The sequence below is a fragment of the Pseudomonadota bacterium genome (assembly GCA_039033415.1).
Classification (GTDB): domain Bacteria; phylum Pseudomonadota; class Gammaproteobacteria; order Xanthomonadales; family SZUA-38; genus JANQOZ01.
In genome coordinates this window covers 167,522-181,700 of the sequence record JBCCCR010000013.1, presented here as the reverse complement: position 1 = coordinate 181,700, position 14,179 = coordinate 167,522, and the positions used below count along the sequence as shown (strand labels likewise).

Genomic DNA, 14,179 nt, shown 5'->3' with positions numbered 1-14,179 from the left:
GACGCAAACTCGCCGGTCGATAGTCCGGACACATAGAGTTCGCCGTCCCTGTAGTCGAGATCGGTTACGGTGAATGAGGCTGCCGGAATATCGCGCCAGAATGAAACACCATCGTCTGCCGGATTCTCCAGAACGAATTGCTGGCTAGGCAGCGATTCGAGGTCCAGCTGCATTGCCGCTCCCTCACGTGATACTGCTACCACCATCGATTGCGCTTTCCCACCGACGCTGGCAGACAAAGAGATATAAGCCTCCTGGGTCTTTGGGTGAACCGCCAAGTCGTGATATTTGATCCCTCTAGGCGCTGCGCCAAGTTCGTCGATCAATAGGGCATCCAGATCCAAGAGGTTCCACGCTGCAGGTTGGGCTGCGCTCTGGCTGGATTCGGGAAGCTTATAGGCAACTATGCTGCCTCGTGCGGAGTCGGCCACAAACAGCGTCTCAGCATCGGCAAACTCCAGTACGGTTGGTGAGCTAGGGATAGCCGTTTGAGTTGACTTGCTGCTCGGTGCGGCTGCTTCAACGGTTTTTGTCGCGGTCGCTTCTACATTTTGCTCGTCGGAACACGCCGTGATACTCATCAACAGAAAAAGGTACGACAGCGTTACAGCCGTTCTTGCTAGCATATTTCACTCCATCTGAAAATTATCGAGAAAGCTCAGCTCGAGATGCCGGCTTGTCCAGGCTACGCACTTCTTACAAGATCGCAACCACGCGATATCCTCTGCCACTTTTTTCATAGCGAACGTTACCGAGCTCAAAAAACCTCTTGCCCCGAATATTCACTTGCCTCGCGCTCCCCGGAAGTGACGGAACCGCCAATCCGAGTGGCGGAACCGCGTCGCGAAAAGAACCGTCAGCCTGCACGAAAAATCGGCCTTCATGGAAAAAGTAGTTGATTCCCTGATGAGCGATTCGGTGGTGCCCGGGGGGCAGCGCGCGAAAACCCTCCGTTCCGCCAGCCGGAGGATGGGCTGTGGCGGGCGGTCTCGGTGGTGGGCCGCCCCGGGGTGGGCCTTGAGCTGTGGAGTTCTTTGGTAGGTAGAGACTTGCCAGAATCAACAACGTCGTCGTTACAATGAGCCTGTTACGGGTCATGAAATCACCTCTGATCTGGTGCAATCGGGCCATTTCTATTGCCAAATGGCATGCTCCGAGTGAGACCTACCGTCTAATGGATTCAGCCTTTGTAAGGCACCAAATTAAGCTATTGGATAAATCACAGTGAGGGAAGGCGCATCAATAGGCACCCCCTGTGCAAAGACATGACATGAAGGAGCGGCCTGTTGGCAAATGCGGTCGACAGCTAGGATTCCTTGAGCCGCACAGTCACCCGTGGGTAAGTATTAGGTGCGGTCCCAATGCTTGGGTGCTTGCGCGACTATATCTTGGGTCGAAACAGGTGCACGGAAATCCCAATAGGTGACTGATAGCTTCGTTTAGCCCTATGTTGAGCTTGACCTCAGTGTGAATGAATAACAGGCATATCAATGCAATGCGTAAAAAGGGTGGTAGCCCTTTCTTTGCTGACTAGGAGCGTCACTTACTTTGGCGCAGGCGAACCGAAGTTGCAGGCGATTTCGGAAACGCCAGCGTTGTAAGAAGGGTGGCCCCGCTCATTGGTCCCACCGGTAGTGGACTTCAGGGGCGTCGATGCTGACCAAACAAAAAAGGCGGCTACCCCAGCAGTTGGAAAATTCTGGGAGAGGCTTAGTTGGCTGGGGTGGTCGCTCGGGGCAAATATGCCACCGCGTGCCCTTCCCAGCCATTGTTCAAAGCAGAAAATCTGTCGTGCTTTGTTGATACTGCTACTGGCGTTTTCTGACACCGCCTGGAAGCAGTTGGCGGCGTTAGGAGCAACGACAGTGAAAAATGATCAGCTCAGCGGCTGAGCAGGAGCGGCAAAGGGATTAATCACACCATCACGATGTCGAGCTACGTGACATCTTCTGAATCTCACCGTAGGTCAATGAACGCCATAGCCACTCCAACGGGCCGAACCGAAACCTGGAGAGCCAGAGCGGGGCGGCGATCAGAAAGAAGGCAAATGCCAGCGCGGTGATGATCGTCAGCATGCCAAGCGAAAGCTGGCCGAAGAGGCCGAACCCCAGGCTGGAGAACAGCAGTAGTCCGATCACCGACTGAAGAATGTAGACGGTGAAGGCCGTCCGGCCGACAGCCGCCAAAGCCTTGGCCTTCCAACCAACCGCGACGAGACCAACAGCCAGCGCGGACCAAAACAGCGCCCCACCGAATCGGTGCAGGACCCAGAGAGCTCCAATGACGTGCCCCTCGAACGGTGAGTCGCCCACGCCCAGCAGACGGGCCGCCACCAGGCCCAGCGCGCAGATGGCTCCGGCTGCCGTCAGCTTCCAATAGGTCTTCGGCGCAAACTTACCCGTCAGAAACCCGGTCTTTAGCAGCCCCATCCCCATGAGCATCACCGACAGTTTGTCGAGCCAGTCCCTGCCGAGGACAAACAGATCGAACATGTAGAAACGTAAAGTATCGATGCGCGCTGAGATCTGCTCGGCCAGCGATCCAAGCATGATTTGCTGAACCTCAAGGTGCATATCCGGGCCTTCCTGCCAAAGTAGCGGAAGGTTGTCATATTGCACTGGGAACACGATCGCTGCGATGAAGAGGGCCACCTGGAGCGCAATCCCTAGGGCGAGCAGGGCGCCGGCCTTTAGGTTCACAAAGAAGATCGCCAGGAATCCCACCAGCGCATACTGCATGAGTATGTCGCCTTCGCGAATGAATATGAGGTGGATCGCGCCGAAAACCGCCAGCCAGAAAAGGCGCTTCAGGACGATCGGTAGCGAAACCGGATTCTCCCGCGCGAGCAGGAGGGCCAGGCCCGCGCCGAACATCGCGGTGAAGATCGTCACGAATTTACTGTGCACCAGGAGGTTGTGAAGGTAGCCGATCAAACGACCGCTTTCGGAGCCCCACAGGGCTCGGTCACCGTAATGGTTGTAGCCGTTCGCCATCATTTTGATGTTGACGACGAATATCATCAGCACCGCAAAGCCACGCAGCACGTCAAGGCTATTGATGCGCTCGGCTAGCGATGTGGGCGCGGCCTGATCCGGAGTTGGGTCGGGCGCTAATCCTGCGGTCATAGCGTTCAGCCTAGCGATTGCAACACGAGATGGTAACTGGGCTATGAGGAAAAGGGGACGATCCGCGGCACTAAATTTCAGCAGGATGGTTTTTCAGCAGGACCGTCTTCGGCTCGAGGTACGCGTGCAGGCCTTCGGTGCCGCCCTCCCGCCCCAGGCCAGACTGCTTAAATCCGCCAAACGCCACGGCAAAGCTTGCTGACGGCGCACTTTGGCCCACCGTGCCGGTGCGCAGCCGGCGGGCAATGCGGTAGGCCGCGTCGCTGTCGTTGGTATACACCGCACCGGCTAAGCCAAACAAGGAGTCGTTGGCGATCCGGATAGCATCGTCTTCGTCGTCAAACGGGATAACGCACAGCACCGGGCCGAAGATTTCTTCCTGAGCGATAGTCATGGTGTTGTCGACGTTGGCGAACAGGGTGGGCTCGAAGTAGAGGCCGGTCAACAGGTGGGACGGCCTTTTGCCGCCAGTCACCAGCGTAGCGCCATCCGCAACGCCTTTGGCGACAAATCCTTCGATGCGCTCAAGTTGGGCTTTCATGGTGATTGCCCCAAGCTTCGTCTCGGGATCATAGGGGTCGCCTATGGTTACGGTTTGCATCTCTTTGGCCAGAAGCTCAACGAGCTCATCGTGGCGTTTTCGAGAAACGATCACCCGGGTAAGGGCCGCACAGTTTTGTCCGCTGAGGACACACAGACCTGACACAAGGCTGGCCGCCGCCTCATCCAGCGGGTAATCGTCAAGCACGATGGCGGCAGACTTCCCGCCCAGCTCCAACGTCACGCGGCCGATGCGGTCGCCACAAACCGATGCAATATGGCGGCCCGTGGACAGGCTGCCGGTAAAGCTCACCTTGTCGATGTCCGGATGGCGAATTAGGTGATCGGAGGCTGCGCGTTCAGCGGTAACCAGATTCAGTACGCCGGGCGGGAAGCCGGCTGCCTCTGCGCATTCGGCGAGGATGTAGGTTTCAATGGGCGTTTGCGGCGCCGGTTTCATGACCACCGTGCACCCTGCCAGCAGGGCCGGAGCAATTTTGGTGAGCATGGTGGCCAGTGGGGCATTCCATGGGGCCACCGCCGCCACCGTACCTACCGGCTCGCGCACCAGCAGGGCCGCGCCGTTAGCCGATTCGTGCTTCTCGACAAATTCGAAAGTGGCGGCCTGGGCGACCGCGCGGTCAACGTTACTGATCGAGTATTCAGGGTAACTGGCCGCCATGCCCTTGATGACGCCGGCAGATTCCATCCAGGCCGTCGAAAAATCGGTTTTGCGGGTACGGAGCTGCCTGGCAAATTCCGCCAACACATCGCCACGCTGCTGAGGCGTCATGCCTGGCCACGGGCCCTTGTCGAAAGCCGCCCGTGCCGCGGCAACTGCCAGGTCAACGTCCGCTTCCACCGCCTCTGCCACCCGAAAGACAACCGCCTCGGTCATTGGGGACACCACCTCGATCAAGCGGTCGGTGCTGGGGTTAACCCAGACACCGTCGATAAAGAGCTGACCAAAGTGGGTGCTGTCGATGCTGCTGGCATGGGAGGCCGTCATTGAGGGTTCCTTGGTGTTCGAATACAGAAGCGAGGACACGGACGATGGGTTGTTTTGTATCGCCTGTCCAATAGAAACGCCAACTGCTCCTATAAGGCTGCTTCATAGCACGATAGCCGAGGGTGGTAATCGCGGTAAGCGGTGGTTCCCGACGGTTCTGTGGCGTTCGCCCAATCCTGTAACGCTTTTTCGAAAGGTGCGTCTTACGTGGTGCCTGACGATGACCTAAGGAAGAGGCGATGCTGCGCAAAATGGTGACCGGTTTGCTGATCTGCGGCGCTGCGTCCTGCGCGCTGCCCGATCGAACGCAACAGGAAAAGCCGGAAACGGACGAAACGTACGCTGAAGCCGTTCGAACCTATGTCCGGGAATACGTGGACTTCGGGGCTTTCGACGGCGTGGTGCTGCTCGCGCGTGGCGAGAACATCGTATTCCATGAGGCTTTCGGCTTTGCCGATTATCGTCATAGGCTGCCAATGGCTGTGGACGCACGGTTTCGAATCGCGTCGCTATCCAAGCAGTTTACTCAGGCGGCCATCGCACGGCTGGTCGCGGAGGAAACGTTGGCGCTCAATTCACGAATATCACAGTTTCTGCCCGACTTCCCGCGGGGCAAAGAGATCACCGTTCTCCAGCTGCTGGATCACACCGCGGGAATCCCGCACACCAACCGGCTGGCGTGGATGGATATGCAGGAACCCTTGGCGCTCGAAGAGATCGTCAGCGGTCTCGCGGCCGAGCCGCTGGACTTTGAACCGGGCAGCCAGAGCCGCTATTCCAACGGCGGCTATGCAATCGCTGCTGCGGTGATCGAAGCGGCATCCGGCAGGTCCTATGCCGACTACATTCAACAGGAAATTGCCGAACGAGGTTTACCGTCCGTAGGGCATGAGACCGCCTATGAAACCGTGACGTCCATGGCCCATCGCTATGCGCCGGGCGCTACCGTCGGCAGCCGGGTCGAGGCCACGCCTTATCTCACCGCCAATCGGGTCGGCGGGGGATCTTTGTACGCGAACGCCGAAGACCTGTTCCGGTTCTTCCGCACGACCCTGAGGGGTACGGAAATGTCTGATGAGATCCATAGCGCACTGTTTGCCATGCCTGAGGATGGCGATATCCGCATCACCGGCCGATCCCCTGGCGCGCTGGCGCAGGTCTACTACGACGTTAACGAAGACTTGACCGTTGTCACGCTGTCCTCGAATTCGGCGTGGCCAGGTACGTTCAACAGGGACATCACCGAGCTTTTTCGAGGCAATCCGGTCAAACAGCTCCCGGTGAGATTGCTGGCGGAAAAGGAGGTCGCAGAGGATGAGCTCAACGCAATCGCTGGTGCATACGAACCCGAGAGATTCAGCTGGGACATCCGACTTGAGCGGACCGAGCGCGGCATCGTATATGTCCAGAACGAAAGCCGGGTTGCCTTCAGGAAGACAGAGGATGGCGTCTACTATCTGTCGATCTGGGACTGGCTGTGTACCTTCGAAAACCGCTATGAGTCGTTCACTTGCCGGCAGCGTGACCCGACGAGCCAGTCGGCGTTTGTATTTCATCGCGTGGGGGCCATGAGCGCACCCTGATGACCTGCTGAGCGGCAAGCCGCCGCTACAACCTCCGGATTCTGGCCGCGACAAATCGAACGGCCATTGCTCAGACAGATTGGCGTAGCCTCGTTCGATTCCGCAAGAAAAGGTGAGACGGCGATCTGTGGCAACGGCTATTGTCTGCCCTCGCCACGAGAAACCGACCCATGAACTGGCCAAAGCGCTTTAACGCGGCCCTCAACTTCATTGAGCAGAATCTGCAAAGTCAGATCAGCACTGACGACGTCGCGAGGGTGGCCTGCTGTTCGAGGTATCACTTTCATCGCGTTTTTGTTGCCACCTTCAAGATCTCGTGCGCGCACTACATACGAATGCGCAGGCTTACGCTCGCTGCTGCGGAGGTGATCGGCACCACTCAGCGGATCAGCGACATCGGTGGCAAGTACGGCTTTGATTCGCCAAACGCATTCAGCCGGGCATTTCGCCGGGTTCACGGGGTAAACCCCAGCGCCGCGCGAGCCGGTACCGTTCATCTAAGAGCATTTGGCAGGAAGACTTTTCCGGCCGGCAAAGATCTAGGAGACACCATGGATTATTCAATCGTCGATGTACCTTCCTTCAACATCCTCGGAAAAAGCAAAACCTTTTCGTTTGATGAGTTTGTCAAAGATGGCCCGGAGTATTGGAAGACCTACGTGAAGTCTGATGACTACACCAAGCTGATTGACGATAACGCGAGCCAGCCAGGCGCCAAAACGCATGCGCCGATGCTGACCGCCTATTTTCCCCAGGAGGAGAAAGGCAGTGATGCGTTCATCGATGTACTCGGCATTGAGACTGCGATGTCGTCCCACGATAGCTATGAGATTTACCGCGTGCCCTCCGCCAACTACGCTGAGTTTCACTGCACTTACAAAACATCGATGAAGACCAACCGATACATCTACTCGTCGTGGTTTGCAGACACCGGCTACGAGCGCGATTCGAAGAAACCGGATATCGCGTCCTACTTTCCGGTGCCGTTTCGGCCGCTCGGGGAAATGCGCATCCGCTGGTGGATTCCGATCCGGTCGTAACGCTGTGATGCGTTCAGTCGACTTCCGAGAGAATGCGGGCAAACAGGGTAGGGTCGACGTTGCCCCCGCTGAGAACGATACCAACCGTGCGATGGGTTTCGGGCAATTTGCCGGACAATAACGCGGCGAGCGCCACGGCGCCGCCCGGCTCAACAACCAGCTTCAGCTCCCGAAAGGCAAAGGCCATCGCTTGCTTCACTTCGGTTTCCGAGACCACCAGACCACCTGCAAGCAGCTCTTTATTGACCCTGAACGTCAGCTCTCCAGGCTGGGGTGAAAGGAGCGCGTCGCAGATCGACTTTACGGAAGTATCCGCTCGTTCCCGCCGGCCGGTTTTGAGCGATCGGGCATATTCGTCGTAGTTTTCCGGCTCGACCGCGAAAACCTGGGTGTCCGGGCTAAACGCCTTAATCGCGGTGGCGCACCCGGCGATGAGACCGCCTCCACCACAACAAACGAGCAACGCGTCGAGCGCTGTGCCGCGCGCTTTTACGTCCTGGCCGATCTCCAGCCCGGTCGTTCCCTGCCCTGCAATGATGTGCCGATCATCGAAGGAGGGGACGATCGTTCCGCCGCGCTCGTCAGCCAGTGCGTAGGCAATCTCTTCTCGACTCTCGCTGTAGCGATCATAGAAAACGATTTCGGCGCCATATTGACGGGTCTTCGAGACCTTAATTTCGGGCGCGTCTTCAGGCATTACGATGGTGGCGTGGGTGCCCGCAAGCTTAGCCGCCGCGGCAACGCCCTGGGCGTGATTGCCGGACGACCAAGCGATCACGCCAGCCTTGCGCTCGTCTGCCGAAAGCTGGCTGATTCGGTTGAATGCGCCCCGGAACTTAAAGCTGCCTGCGACCTGCAGCGTTTCGGGCTTTAGGAAGACCTGTCGTCCGGTCTGTACATTCAACGCCTCGTTCGTCAGCAAGGGTGTTCTAACGGCGAAGCCGTTTAGACGTTTGGCTGCGGCTTCGATCGAGGCAAACGAGACAATGTCAGCTGCGGACATGATTAATCCTTTGCCACAACCGAATCGAAGACAACGGCGGGTAGATTAATACGGTTAGTAGCGGGCGCTTTTCCATTCAGCCAGTCTGTCACAACTCGTGGCATTTCTTCGGTTTCCGTCAGCGCCTCAAAAAACGCTGAGTGTGAGCCGTTGCCAACCACGACTAAATGACTCTCAGGAAAATTGATTATGGTCTCCGTGGCGTTGGAAAAGGGCGTCGCGAAATCCATGTCGCCCTGCACAAATAGTGTTGGCACCGTAACAGGCGAGGCTTCACGAAAACTGTCTGGCAATTCCGGAACATTCCAGCCGGCGCAGATCGCATCGTAATAGGTGAAACTCATCCGGTTGAATAGGGGCGAATCTGCCTGGGTCATCGTCTCGCGGCGGGCCTTGGATAATCCTGATGCACAGTCGAATAATCCAACCGCTGAACCAGACCAACCGCGCGGTGCAAGCAACAACCCGCCGGCGTTCCTGAAGAAGAACGCTTGTCCCGTCAGCCCCCCATCGATCAGCTTGGCAACGTAGTTTGGCCAGCTCGTCATGGTGGCGCGCTTATACAGGCTGAATCCTTGGCCGTTCATGCCGAACAACGCCAGTTCGAATGGCAAAAGCTGGGACGGGTTATCGTCACCCTCAAGGCTGGCAGCCACTTCGGTGTCTAAGGCCAGCAAGGGATCGCCCTCTCGGCCCGCTGCTTTCCAAACGCCGGCCGACATCTCGCTTATCTTCGTCACGGTTTCACGCACCGCCGCAGGATTGTCGTAAGTGTGGTCATACCCTTCAACCCCGTAGACAATCGCCCGATCGATCCGGTCGGGGTGGTACTTCATCAACGTCATGGCCAGGTGCGAGCCGAAACTCCCGCCCATCACGCGAAAGTCTTCATAGCCGAGGTGCGTTGCAAGATCCACGATATCCTGTGCCGCCTGCAAAACGGTGTAGCCTTCGAGGTCAAATCCGTCGGCTACCAGATTTTCACGGCATGCTCGGGCGCTTGTCGTCAAAACGTTTCTGAGCGCTTCTTCCGACCGGACTGCGGGCCATGAACCGACACTTCCGTCACACAGGTAATTCGGCTGCGAGTAATGTACACCCCGGAGGTCCGGGATGATCACGTCGCCAAACTTGCGCATGGTGTTGATGTAGGCCACGGATATGGCTGCCGTGATGCCGCCGCCGTTCATGTTTTCCATATATGAGCCGCCGGGGCCTCCCGCGAGCAGAAACATGGGAGGGGCGGAGCTGTCCACATCGCCCTTTATCCTCAGATAAGCGATCGAAATTGAACGACTGTCAGGCCTATTTCGATTCTCAGGAACTTCAAGCGTTGCGAATTCGCCATTCAGCGTGGATCCATCATCGAGATCGAACGTGATTTCCCCGATTGGTGGCACCTCTGGCGACTCAGGCCTGGCGACCATCCACAAACCGATGCCGATAATAGTCAGCAGGCTAAACAGCCCCATGAAAGTGATAGCTATTCGCTTGATCCACTTTTTCACAACAATTGTTCTCTCAGCAAAATTTGAACCCAGTGGGCTACATTCGGCGAAAGATATCTTGATGTCAAAGTAAATGGGTGAGCATTTCGGCCAGGTCCCTCAGGTTCTCCGGAGTAAATGGCGGCGAGACCGCTGGCGCAATAGCGCTGGCGCCAAGGCTAGCCGCGTAAAGAAAACGAGCGCGATGATCGGCCGTCACCTGGTCAAGACCGGCTGTCACCAGCAGCCGGCGAATATAGCTCAATCGCATACCGTCGACTTTTGCTAGTTGCGTTTGAGCGAGCCTGTCGTATTCGGCCCATGCGCGAACTGCCTTTTCGAGGTTGGGTTTCATGGCGTACGCGCGAGTCATCAACGCCAGTAGTCGCGAGTCCTCCGGTTCGTTGGATTCCATGTCATGGATTGTGGCGTCCGTCGTCTGACGCTGCCAGTGCTCCAGTAGCCGCCTTTGAAAGTCCCTAATATCTTTGAAATGCCAGTAGAAGCTGCCGCGGGATACGCCGAGGCTCTCGGCCATCGTGGCAGCCTTCAGCGACGCGTATCCTGACTTGGCGAGAGTCTTGAGCCCATGATCGAGCCAGTTTCGTTCGGTTAACCGTGCCATCGGTATTCCATACACAAGTGTCTTGACTTTGTCGGCTGAATATTCCATAACCATACACAAGTGTTTGGAGAAAATGTAATGAACGACATGTTGCTTTACGGCGCGGGCACGCTCGGAGTCCTCATATCGATCGTGCACGGGTATCTTGGTTTAGAGAAAGTTGTGGGCCCCGCAAAAGCACCAACGCAGCGAGGAAAGCGAGTGCTACAGGCAGTCATGCTGATCAGCGCCGTCTATTGGTTTGCTGCCGGAGTGCTGCTGCTGTTAACCCCGTCAGGATTCTTAGATGCTGACCGCTTGCTGGTGGCGTACGCGGTGGCATTTATCTACGTGATCGGCAGTCTGGGGAATCTGTGGGCCACCCGAGGACGGCATTTTGGGTGGGCCCTGCTGGCAATTGCGGGTGCGCTCGCGGTTGCCGGAGCTTGACGAAAGACTGGTAGAGTCATATTCGCTTATCGATATCCTGTTTCACTATTTTCATAGTGAACCTGGCGGTTTCATAAGCGATAGGGGCAGCGTACGATGAAGCTCAACGGTTGCCAGGTAGGCAGATCGATCCAGCTCCTAGGCTGGAAGAGCAGGAGAAATATGACAAATCGAGCAATATCAACGGGCTGGTTAGTGTTGGCGCTTGCGGTCGGAGTGTCTTTTCATATGCGAGCGGATGCACAGCGTACTGAGGTCAACAACTCTGCTGAGCAAACGCTAGAAAGGTTCATCGGCTACTGGGTCGGCTCGTTCTCCAACGAACGGCAGGTCTTGCTGCATCAAGATCGCCTGGTGCCGGAGTTTCCGGAGCTGGTGCGCCTGAGTCGGGACATGAGAGTCCATCGGCTGAAGGGCTCGGAGCTCGGCGATGCGGTTTTGTTTCTGCAAGAAATCAAAGCTGACGAGCCGACGCTGGCTCACCGCCAGCGAATTATGACCTTTGAGTGGCTGGAGGAATCCCAGGAGGTGCACGTCATTCAGCACTTCTTCGCCGCGGAGCTAACCTACGACCGTCCTTTGATGGACGCTTCAGCGGCGGCCGCGCTTAAGGCAAAAGACTTCACTTTAGCCTCCGGCTGCGATCTTTACTTCCAGTGGGAGGCTGACCTCAAACGGTTCAAGGGCGGAATGCGCCCGCAGGCGTGCAAATACGAACATCCTGTCAGCGGGCCGGTCTACGCTGAGTTCGACATGATCCTGACCCGGCATCGGCTCCTGTATCGAGACCGATCAATGATGATCTCCGACGGATCGATCCGCGGAGAGATCGACGGGTTTTCCTGGCTGAGATTTGATCGCTTGTCGGACGAGCCACAGATGGCCAACGGCGATCGCATCTCAAAAGAACAGCTGATGAGAAGAATGCCGGCGGGCGGCGGAATGGAAGGAACTTGGGAGGGTACGTTCACCCGGGTTGATCCGGAGGGGAAGGTCCTGGAAACGTTCCCCACCAAGATTGTCGCGACCTTTCTTCCTGACGGCCACGAATACGACTTTCACCAGCTCAACATCTATCGTTCCGGTGAGAGCAATGAGCAGGTGATTGAAAGCTATGGCAAATGGAACGTTGACCGCCTCCACTTTTTCAATGACCGGCTGGAAGGTTGGTCAAAAGACTTGGACCTTGACGACAGTGGCCTGACCTACGCTTTTACCATGAACTTCAAGGACGGATCGGGCATCTCCGTGTCAGAAATCATCAGTCGAAACCCCAACGATTTAGACGAGCGCCTGCGCGCAACGCAATACATGAAAGACGGCAAGCTGCTGCGGCGCACGCTGATTGAGGAGCGGAGAACCGAGCAACCCTCTGGCGGGTAAATGGCAGCAGATGACTGACTGTGGTTTCTAAACGTGGATAGTTACTTCACTCACGAGTTTCAATCAGAAATCGCAAAGTTTGGCGTCGGCAAAGCCAGGAAGGTCTGGTACCGGGTGGTGTTCATGCCACCTGAGCTGGAGTCAGAACTCCCTTTTGATGAGTTTCCACGCTTGCGAGTGGACGGGGAAATCGCCGAAATACCGATCGCTAGCGCTTTTATGCCGACAGGTGACGGGCGTCGCTATCTCATCGTGTCGCCGACGTTGCTAAAAGATGCCGGTCTTCAGCTTGGAGACCCCGTAAACGTCCGATTTCGAATCGCCGATCAGGATCATGTTGACGTTCCTGAAGCGTTGGTCAAAGTGCTTGATGAAAACGCCGAAGCCTCTCGGCTGTGGGAAGCGTTAACACCCGGTAAACAGCGGGCGCTGGCCTTTCATGTGGCGGGCGCCAAAAGAGCCCCAACCGTTGAGAAACGGCTCGCGGAGGTGTTTCACGCGCTGACCGAAAGAAACGGCTCGCTTCGTTAGAACAGGACGAGCGTCATCGCAGGCTACCCATCCCGCCCTGGCTCGTCGGGATCGTCGGAGAACAGCGCAATCTTGTTTCCCTGAGGATCACGCAGATAGCCCACATAAAAGCGCGGGCCATAGCGGTCCCGGAATCCCGGCGGCCCTTCGTCTGATCCGCCAGCCGCAAGAGCGGACGCGTGCAGATCTCGCACCTGCTGTTGGCTTTGCGCTCGAAACGCAATCATGGTGCCGTTTCCCCCGGAAGCCGGCCCGCCGTCAAATGTCGGTACGACGTAGAGTTCCGGCTGCGCGGCAAAACGATCGACTTGTTCGGGAAGGGTGTAGGCAAGGCCTTCGTCGTGCACTTCCAGCTGATAGCCGATGGCCGGCAGGAAGGCCGAGTAAAAGCGCTTGGCGACGGATAGATCGTCGGCGCCAATAGTCAAATAAGCAATCATGTGGCGATGTTCGCAGAGTTCTTGATGAATTGAAAACTCAATGGGCAACGGTTCGTGCGCATCGTCAAAACATAGCGTTTCAAATCGATAAAAACGACGATAATGAGCCTCGTTGGTAGTGACGGTTTGTGTAACACTAAAGACGTGGCATAGGCCCACGCGTTTTTTGAGCAGGACCAGAAACTGATCGAGGTTATCGCAATGCGTAACGCAAGACTTCTAGCAATTTCATGTTGTTTGGTTATACCCAGTTTGTCCGTTGGGCAAGATACGGCGACGGAAGAACTGGTGTTGCTGCAGGGATCCCTGTCTGATGCGCCGAACGCGGAAACCGTCATGCTGGGTGCCGGCGTGAATCACATGATGTACGTAGGGGCCGCAAGAGGCGAGATCGCTTTAAGCGACGCTGATTGGCAGGCCCTTCGGTCAGAGACTGCCCGCCAAAGAGGTGACATGGCGTTCCGGGTCGCCAAAGCGTCAATGGCCGCCAATCAGTCGGCGTGCGACCTCCACAAAGCTGAACTCAGGTCGAATCCTCCGCAGGTGGCAGCTGTGGCAGAAAAACTGCAGTCAGCCCAAACCACCTACTATGAGGCGTACGTTGCTGAATTCGATGCACTACTCGATTCGCTAAGTCCGGAGGGTAAAGCCGCAACGTTGGAGTTCGTGAAGGCCTCACGCGTTCCCGATCAGCCACCAGCCGTATTGGACTTGCCAAGTATGGCGGCGTCACAACCGGCGGCCTTTGCCGCGTGGGTGGAGACCAAGCTTTGCAATGAGGCGCAAAATACGATCGCCCTCAAGCAAATGCGCAGGCCCAAGTCGTTCGAATCTCCAAGTTTTCTTGATCCTGAAGACAAGACGTCAACCCTGGGTGGCTATGGGAGAAATCAGTAAGGCAGTACAAGCCCCAAGGAGCGGTCCCAACTTGTTCTCTGAGCACGGCCTGCTGCAATCTCTCAGAAGACCCTAGATTTCTCGTTC

At 56.8% G+C, this 14,179-nt stretch carries 13 protein-coding genes; 6 read left to right on the top strand and 7 right to left on the bottom strand.

All coding sequences use genetic code 11. The annotated features are described in order from the left end of the window. From AAF358_12800 to AAF358_12790, 3 genes are all read right to left on the bottom strand, one after another. Nucleotides 1-626 (bottom strand): hypothetical protein (locus tag AAF358_12800; GenBank protein MEM7706431.1); only part of this gene is annotated, 626 nt, incomplete at its 3' end. Between the two features lie 1,296 nt (nucleotides 627-1,922). Next, nucleotides 1,923-3,125, bottom strand: a complete 1,203-nt coding sequence (locus AAF358_12795; protein MEM7706430.1) for a DUF418 domain-containing protein — start codon at nucleotides 3,123-3,125, stop codon at nucleotides 1,923-1,925. A gap of 70 nt (nucleotides 3,126-3,195) precedes the next feature. Further along, on the bottom strand, nucleotides 3,196-4,674 hold the full coding sequence (locus AAF358_12790; protein ID MEM7706429.1) for an aldehyde dehydrogenase: 1,479 nt from the start codon (nucleotides 4,672-4,674) through the stop codon (nucleotides 3,196-3,198). 239 nt (nucleotides 4,675-4,913) lie between these two features. Between AAF358_12790 and AAF358_12785 the strand changes: the two genes are divergently transcribed. Further along, nucleotides 4,914-6,257 carry a serine hydrolase domain-containing protein gene (locus tag AAF358_12785; GenBank protein MEM7706428.1) on the top strand — a complete coding sequence of 448 codons (1,344 nt, stop codon included), beginning with the start codon at nucleotides 4,914-4,916 and terminating at the stop codon, nucleotides 6,255-6,257. Between the two features lie 170 nt (nucleotides 6,258-6,427). Continuing rightward, nucleotides 6,428-7,297 (top strand): AraC family transcriptional regulator, encoded by an 870-nt coding sequence (locus AAF358_12780; protein ID MEM7706427.1) that lies wholly within the window; start codon nucleotides 6,428-6,430, stop codon nucleotides 7,295-7,297. Nucleotides 7,298-7,310: 13 nt separating this feature from the next. Here AAF358_12780 and AAF358_12775 read toward each other — a convergent pair whose 3' ends face one another. The 3 genes from AAF358_12775 to AAF358_12765 all read right to left on the bottom strand — a co-directional run bounded on the left by AAF358_12775 (nucleotide 7,311) and on the right by AAF358_12765 (nucleotide 10,550). Further along, on the bottom strand, nucleotides 7,311-8,300 hold the full coding sequence (locus tag AAF358_12775) for a threonine/serine dehydratase (protein ID MEM7706426.1): 990 nt from the start codon (nucleotides 8,298-8,300) through the stop codon (nucleotides 7,311-7,313). Between the two features lie 2 nt (nucleotides 8,301-8,302). After that, the gene (locus AAF358_12770) at nucleotides 8,303-9,808 is read right to left on the bottom strand and encodes an alpha/beta hydrolase (GenBank protein ID MEM7706425.1); all 1,506 of its coding nucleotides are present in this window, start codon (nucleotides 9,806-9,808) and stop codon (nucleotides 8,303-8,305) included. 64 nt (nucleotides 9,809-9,872) lie between these two features. Then, nucleotides 9,873-10,550 carry a TetR/AcrR family transcriptional regulator gene (locus AAF358_12765; protein ID MEM7706424.1) on the bottom strand — a complete coding sequence of 226 codons (678 nt, stop codon included), beginning with the start codon at nucleotides 10,548-10,550 and terminating at the stop codon, nucleotides 9,873-9,875. A 63-nt stretch (nucleotides 10,551-10,613) separates the two neighbouring features. Between AAF358_12765 and AAF358_12760 the strand changes: the two genes are divergently transcribed. From AAF358_12760 to AAF358_12750, 3 genes are all read left to right on the top strand, one after another. Further along, complete coding sequence (locus tag AAF358_12760; protein MEM7706423.1) at nucleotides 10,614-10,841, top strand: hypothetical protein; 228 nt, start codon at nucleotides 10,614-10,616, stop codon at nucleotides 10,839-10,841. Between the two features lie 228 nt (nucleotides 10,842-11,069). After that, nucleotides 11,070-12,224 carry a CpcT/CpeT family chromophore lyase gene (locus AAF358_12755; GenBank protein ID MEM7706422.1) on the top strand — a complete coding sequence of 385 codons (1,155 nt, stop codon included), beginning with the start codon at nucleotides 11,070-11,072 and terminating at the stop codon, nucleotides 12,222-12,224. Nucleotides 12,225-12,257: 33 nt separating this feature from the next. Continuing rightward, complete coding sequence (locus AAF358_12750) at nucleotides 12,258-12,755, top strand: YdeI/OmpD-associated family protein (GenBank protein ID MEM7706421.1); 498 nt, start codon at nucleotides 12,258-12,260, stop codon at nucleotides 12,753-12,755. A 23-nt stretch (nucleotides 12,756-12,778) separates the two neighbouring features. On the opposite strand, the gene AAF358_12745 is transcribed toward AAF358_12750, so the two are convergent. Beyond that, nucleotides 12,779-13,195 carry a VOC family protein gene (locus AAF358_12745; protein MEM7706420.1) on the bottom strand — a complete coding sequence of 139 codons (417 nt, stop codon included), beginning with the start codon at nucleotides 13,193-13,195 and terminating at the stop codon, nucleotides 12,779-12,781. A gap of 201 nt (nucleotides 13,196-13,396) precedes the next feature. On the opposite strand from AAF358_12745, the gene AAF358_12740 reads away from it, so the two are divergent. Next, nucleotides 13,397-14,092, top strand: coding sequence for a hypothetical protein (locus tag AAF358_12740; GenBank protein MEM7706419.1), 696 nt, complete (start codon nucleotides 13,397-13,399; stop codon nucleotides 14,090-14,092). Nucleotides 14,093-14,179: the final 87 nt, after the last annotated feature.

Excerpts from the sequence above, each read along its gene's own strand:
- AAF358_12795 (MEM7706430.1), bottom strand. The coding sequence starts at position 3,125 with ATGACCGCAGGATTAGCGCCCGACCCAACTCCGGATCAGGCCGCGCCC.
- AAF358_12790 (MEM7706429.1), bottom strand. The coding sequence starts at position 4,674 with ATGACGGCCTCCCATGCCAGCAGCATCGACAGCACCCACTTTGGTCAG.
- AAF358_12785 (MEM7706428.1), top strand. The coding sequence starts at position 4,914 with ATGCTGCGCAAAATGGTGACCGGTTTGCTGATCTGCGGCGCTGCGTCC.
- AAF358_12780 (MEM7706427.1), top strand. The coding sequence starts at position 6,428 with ATGAACTGGCCAAAGCGCTTTAACGCGGCCCTCAACTTCATTGAGCAG.
- AAF358_12775 (MEM7706426.1), bottom strand. The coding sequence starts at position 8,300 with ATGTCCGCAGCTGACATTGTCTCGTTTGCCTCGATCGAAGCCGCAGCC.
- AAF358_12755 (MEM7706422.1), top strand. The coding sequence starts at position 11,070 with ATGCGAGCGGATGCACAGCGTACTGAGGTCAACAACTCTGCTGAGCAA.
- AAF358_12745 (MEM7706420.1), bottom strand. The coding sequence starts at position 13,195 with ATGATTGCTTATTTGACTATTGGCGCCGACGATCTATCCGTCGCCAAG.
- AAF358_12740 (MEM7706419.1), top strand. The coding sequence starts at position 13,397 with ATGCGTAACGCAAGACTTCTAGCAATTTCATGTTGTTTGGTTATACCC.